This is a genomic window from Streptomyces durhamensis (assembly GCF_000725475.1).
GTDB classification, from domain to species: domain Bacteria; phylum Actinomycetota; class Actinomycetes; order Streptomycetales; family Streptomycetaceae; genus Streptomyces; species Streptomyces filipinensis.
The window spans coordinates 1-453 of record NZ_JNXR01000111.1 but is presented as its reverse complement, the minus strand read 5'-3'; the positions used below and the strand labels follow the sequence as shown (position 1 = coordinate 453).

Sequence of the window (453 nt, the reverse complement as noted above, 5' to 3'; positions counted from 1 at the left end):
GGAGTGGGCCTGGACAACGTGGACGTGCCGGCTGCCACCGAACGCGGGGTCATGGTCGTCAATGCGCCGACCTCGAACATCCACACCGCCGCAGAGCACGCCGTCAGCTTGCTGCTGTCCGCGGCCCGACAGATCCCCGCAGCCGACGCGACGCTGCGTCAGCACGAATGGAAGCGGTCGAGCTTCAACGGGGTCGAGATCTTCGGCAAAACCGTCGGTGTCGTCGGGCTCGGCCGGATCGGGCAGCTGTTCGCGCAGCGCCTGGCAGCCTTCGAGACCAACATCATCGCGTACGACCCGTACGTGTCCCCGGCTCGCGCCGCGCAGCTCGGCATCGAACTCGTCAGCCTCGACGAACTCCTCGAGCGTGCCGACATGTTCTCGGTGCACCTGCCCAAGACGCCGGAAACCCTCGGGTTGATCGGCGCCGAGCAGCTGGCCCGTACCAAGAAG

At 67.1% G+C, this 453-nt stretch carries 1 protein-coding gene; it reads left to right on the top strand.

The features are described 5' to 3' along the window. Positions 1–453 (top strand): NAD(P)-dependent oxidoreductase (locus IO33_RS0141995; RefSeq protein WP_037687454.1); only part of this gene is annotated, 453 nt, incomplete at both ends.